Origin of the sequence: Streptomyces sp. NPDC026672, from assembly GCF_040638185.1 — a bacterium.
Lineage (GTDB): Bacteria > Actinomycetota > Actinomycetes > Streptomycetales > Streptomycetaceae > Streptomyces.
Genome location: NZ_JBEZXS010000098.1, coordinates 1 through 4,632 on the forward strand (window position 1 = coordinate 1; position 4,632 = coordinate 4,632).

The following is a 4,632-nucleotide window of genomic DNA, read 5'->3' on the forward strand; positions in this document are numbered from 1 at the left end:
GCCTTCCACCACCTCTCCGCCGTGCTGCTCCTGGACCCCGAGACCGAGCGGATCGACACCGACGTCATGGTCCTCGGCGAGGAACGCGCCGACGTCGAGACCGTGCAGGCCCTCGCCGGACGCATCCCCGGCATGCGCGGCGTCTTCGCCGGCCGGCTGCGCAACGCCCACCAGGTCGAATCCCTCGTCGCCAACCTGATCTCCGTCAACCGCCGCTACAAGGCCCACGCCGGCCTCCGCGTCACCGACGTGTAGACGAACGGGACTTCGCCAGCAGATGCGCCCACGGCCGACCGGCCGTGGGCGCATCTGTCGTGGGCGCATCTGTCGTGGGCTGGAGAAACCGTTCGGGAATTGGACTGCGGACGGCGATTGACGGCTGTCGACGAGGCGGCGCGTGTTTCTAACGTGATGGTCAAGCGCACGGTTCACTTCTCCCTCATCGAAAGGGCGGACAATGGCACTCACAAGGCCAGCTCTCGACCTGAAGAAGCGCGTGTACGAAGCGCGCCCGAACCCGGTCCTTCCGCTCCAGGGCGTGAGCCACCTGGCCCTGGTCTGCAGCGACATGTCCGAGACGGTCGACTTCTACCAGGGTGTTCTCGGAATGCCGCTGATGATGACTCACGGCGCTCCGATGGACGACTACGACCCGGCGGCGGGCCCGGACGACACCAGCAACAAGGGGATCCAGCACTTCTTCTTCGACTGCGGAAACGGCGACTCCCTGGCGTTCATGTGGTTCCCCAACGGAATCCCCGCGGCGCCCGGCATCGCGAACCCCGCGGACGGCGCCGGGACATCGGCCGACGGCTCGTTCCACCACCTCGCGTTCGAGATCCCGCGCGACGGTCTGGAGGACGTCTGGAAGCGCCTGGAGGAGGCCGCCGTCCCGTTCTACTTCGTGGCACACAACATCGCCGAGATCGACTCGTGGCGTGAGGACCACGGCATCCCCGCCCCGCCGCCCCTCGCGTCCGGCCAGACCGCCCTGAACGACCTGATCACGTCGGGTCGGTCCGTGCACACCCTGGACGACGTCGACGAGGACACCTACCTCGCGTCGTTCTACTTCCACGGCCCCGACAACGTCCAGCTCGAACTGGCCTGTTGGTGCGAGCCGGCCTTCACCAAGATCGTCGACGGCCGCCAGGAGCGGGCGACCAAGGCGCACCCCCGCCCGGCGACCCCGGCCCCCGTGGCTTCCTGATCCGCGGAACGGTACAAGAACTCGCGCGGCGTTCAGCAGCAAAGGAAGTCTTTCTGATGGAAATCGAAAACATTCAGGTGGGCGTCTTCGCGGACGGTCCTGTGGAAGGTCTCGGCTTCGCGACGCCCACCCAGGCCGGACGCACCGGAAGAGGCGGCACCTTCCAGTATCTCCCGGGCGAGATCGTGCAGTTCTGGCTCGGCTCGGTGTTCCTGGGCACGGCACAGGCAGCTCCCCTGATCACAAGCCTCGACTTCTACGGTGCGGAGAGCGGCCGCGACGGCCTGTTCGGCCGGACGTCGGCGTACGCCACGAACGTCGCCCGCTTCCTGCAGAGCTTCGGCACCGGGCTGGACCTCACCGACGGCGTCCTGATCACGGACGAGATCTGGAACTCCACGTCACGCATCCGCCCCGGGGCGATCGCCTTCGACGTCGGCGAGAAGGAGTTCGACGCCCAGGACGCGGTACGTGACCTCCTGAGCGTCACGGGTCACACCCTGCGGCCCGCCGGGGTCGCCCGCAACCATCTGCACCGCAGTGCGGCCGGCATCAAGCGCCTGACCGACGTCCGGGTTCCCACCCGGGACGGTTCGTACGTGCTGGCCGACATCTTCCTGCCCGCGGCACCCGGACGTTACCCGGTGATCGTCCGGACGAGTGTGTACGGCCGGGGCTTCCCCCTGGGCTCACTCCTCACCGACGAGGACCGTCTGGAATCGGAGACGAAGCAGGACGAGTGGCAGGAGTCCGGGCCCCCCGACGTTCCGCACGGCTTCCCTGCCTCCTTGACCCACTACACCGAGAACTACGGCAGCGCCAACGCGATCGACTGGGTCCCGCGGGGCTACGTCCTCGTACGCGCCGACTCCCGCGGCGTGGGGCGCTCGCCCGGGGACATCGCACCGTTCTCGATGAACGAGGCCCGGGACTACTACGACACCATCGAGTGGGCGGCGGCCCAGCCGTGGTCCAACGGCAACGTCGGCACGCTCGGCCAGTCCTACCTGGGCACGAACCAGTGGAACGTCGGCATGTTGGCGCCCCCGTCGCTGAAGGCCATGATCCCGTGGGCGAGCGACGTCGACGTCTACCGCGAACTCGCCTACCCCGGGGGCATCTTCAACGAGGAGTACCGCCGCAACTGGTGGGCGTGGGTCAGCTCCAACGCGCCCCACCGGCCGGAGGTCGACTTCCTGGACCACCTGGCCGCGCACCGCTTCGACGGGCCCGCCTACGGACCCGGGTCGGAAGGCCCCGCGAGCCCCGACCTCTCGTCGATCACCGTCCCCTTCCTCGCCGCGGTGAGCCAGACCCTGAACATCCACGGCCGCGGTGGGATCGAGGCGTTCAAGCAGGCCAAGGGCCCCGCCCACCTCCTCTTCCTGGCAGGGAACTACATCCCGTTCTTCCACGAGTACTGCCTCGACGAGCAGTACCGGTTCTTCGACCGGTACCTCAAGGGGGAGGACACGGCACCGCCCACTCCGCCGGTCCGCCTGCTGATGCGTACCGGAAACGGGGCATACTCCTGGCGCGACGAGAGCGACTGGCCGGTGCCCGGCACCGAATACCTCAGCTACTACCTCGACGCCCGCCCGGCCGGTACGTCGCCGGCGGTCGCCGGATCCGATCGCGTGTACTCGCTCACCGACAGCCCCGGAACCGGCTCCGGGAGGATCGACTACTCGGCGGACGTACCCGATCAGAGCCTTGAGAGCAGGCTGGCCAGTGGAGTGCGCTTCGTCACCGAACCGCTGACCTCCGACATCCACGTGGGCGGCCATTTCAAGGCCGACCTGTGGGTGTCCTCCACGACGCACGACATGGACCTGTTCGTGTCCGTGCGCGTCGTGGACGAGGTAGGCCAGGAGGTCCAGTACGCGGTCAAGGACAACGCGTCCGAGATGGCCATGACCTGGGGGCTCCTGAAGGTCTCACACCGCAGGACCGATCCGGCACGGTCCCAGGACCGCCCCTGGCACACCCACCTCGAATCGGATCTGCTCCCGCTGAGGTCCGAGGACGACATCGTCCAGGTCGAGGTGGAGCTGCTGCCCGCCACCGCCGTGATCCGCGCCGGACAGCGGCTCGTCCTGGACATCGCTCCTGTGGAGGGCCGCGGTGGCCAGCACAACCCGGACTTCAGCTACGCCCGCCGTGAGTACGACCACTCGTACCACGACGCGGCGGAGAACTCCCTCCACCTCGGACAGGTCCGTGCGAGCCGTCTCGTACTGCCCGTGATCCCGCCCAAGTAGCGGGCGAAGCACGGTAATTGTTCACGCCCCGCCATCGATTGCACGAAGGTCACCCATGAGATTCGCCATTTCCATTCCTGACATCATCCCCGACGGGCAGTTCGACCCGGACGACATGCGTGCCTTTCTGACACGTGCGGAGGAGCTCGGCTACGAGAGCGCATGGACCCAGGAGATGGTCTTCGGCCATGTGGGGCGTCTGGCGCCGCTGGACCTGCTCACGTTCGCCGCGGCATGCAACTCTAACCTCAGACTCGGCTGCGCGGTGTTCCTCTCGACCTTCCACAGTCCCGTGCATCTCGCCAAGAGCCTGACCACGCTCGATCAACTCAGCCGTGGACGCCTGGAAGTGGGGGTGGCGACCGGCGCCACGAAGGGGCGTCAGATGGCGGCCTACGGAGTCCGTCCCGGTGAGGTGGGGCGCCGCTTCGAAGAAGGCATCAAACTCATGAAGGCGCTGTGGACCCAGTCGACGGTCAACTTCGACGGGGAGTTCTTCCAGGTCGAGGGTGCCGCGTTCGAGCCCAAGCCCTTCCAGAAGCCCACGCCGCCGCTCTGGTTCGGCGGGCACGGGCCCAAGGCACTGAACCGTGCGGTCACATTGGGCGACGGATTCTTCGGAGCCGGCTCACAGACCACGGAAGCCTTCGCCACCCAGGTGCGGGCCGTCCGTAACGCACTCGCGGTGGCGGGACGCGATCCGCACACCTTCAAGCTGGCCAAGCGCGTGTACATCGCCATCGACGACAACACGGACAAGGCACGGGCGCGCATCACCCAGACCTTCGAAGAGCTCGGCCGCTACTCGGGCGGAAAGATGCCCGACCTCACCCCCGTCGCGGTCTACGGAAACGCCGACGCGTGCGAGACCGGGCTGCGCGATATCGCTGCCGCGGGCGCCGAACTCATCCTCCTGACGCCGCTCTTCGACGAGGTCGAGCAGATGGAGCGCCTGGGCACCGAGGTCGTGTCCCGCTTCTCCTGAGCGCGCGGTGCAAGGCAAGTACACGATGCAAGGCAAGTACACGACATGGAAAGGGTTGTGGGTTATGGGTTTGTTGGATGACAGGGTTGTGGTGGTGACGGGGGCCGGTCGGGGGATCGGTCGGTCGGTTGCGGTGGCTGCGGCGGGTGAGGGTGCCGGTGTGGTCGTGGCGGACT

The 4,632-nt window shown here is 67.4% G+C and carries 3 protein-coding genes and 1 pseudogene; all 4 read left to right on the top strand.

Translation table 11 applies throughout. The features are described from left to right. A pseudogene (locus AB0F77_RS42855) lies at positions 1–255 on the top strand (NADPH-dependent F420 reductase); the annotation flags it as partial. 283 nt (positions 256–538) lie between these two features. Next, positions 539–1,210 carry a VOC family protein gene (locus AB0F77_RS42860; RefSeq protein WP_361960190.1) on the top strand — a complete coding sequence of 224 codons (672 nt, stop codon included), beginning with the start codon at positions 539–541 and terminating at the stop codon, positions 1,208–1,210. 56 nt (positions 1,211–1,266) lie between these two features. Beyond that, complete coding sequence (locus AB0F77_RS42865; RefSeq protein WP_361960193.1) at positions 1,267–3,471, top strand: CocE/NonD family hydrolase; 2,205 nt, start codon at positions 1,267–1,269, stop codon at positions 3,469–3,471. Positions 3,472–3,526: 55 nt separating this feature from the next. Beyond that, entirely contained in the window at positions 3,527–4,456 is a 930-nt protein-coding gene (locus AB0F77_RS42870; RefSeq protein WP_361960196.1) for a TIGR03619 family F420-dependent LLM class oxidoreductase, read from the top strand. Positions 4,457–4,632 lie beyond the last annotated feature (176 nt).

What these genes read in the sequence shown, in the direction of transcription:
- AB0F77_RS42865 (WP_361960193.1), top strand. Translation starts at nt 1,267, where the DNA reads ATGGAAATCGAAAACATTCAGGTGGGCGTCTTCGCGGACGGTCCTGTG.
- AB0F77_RS42870 (WP_361960196.1), top strand. Translation starts at nt 3,527, where the DNA reads ATGAGATTCGCCATTTCCATTCCTGACATCATCCCCGACGGGCAGTTC.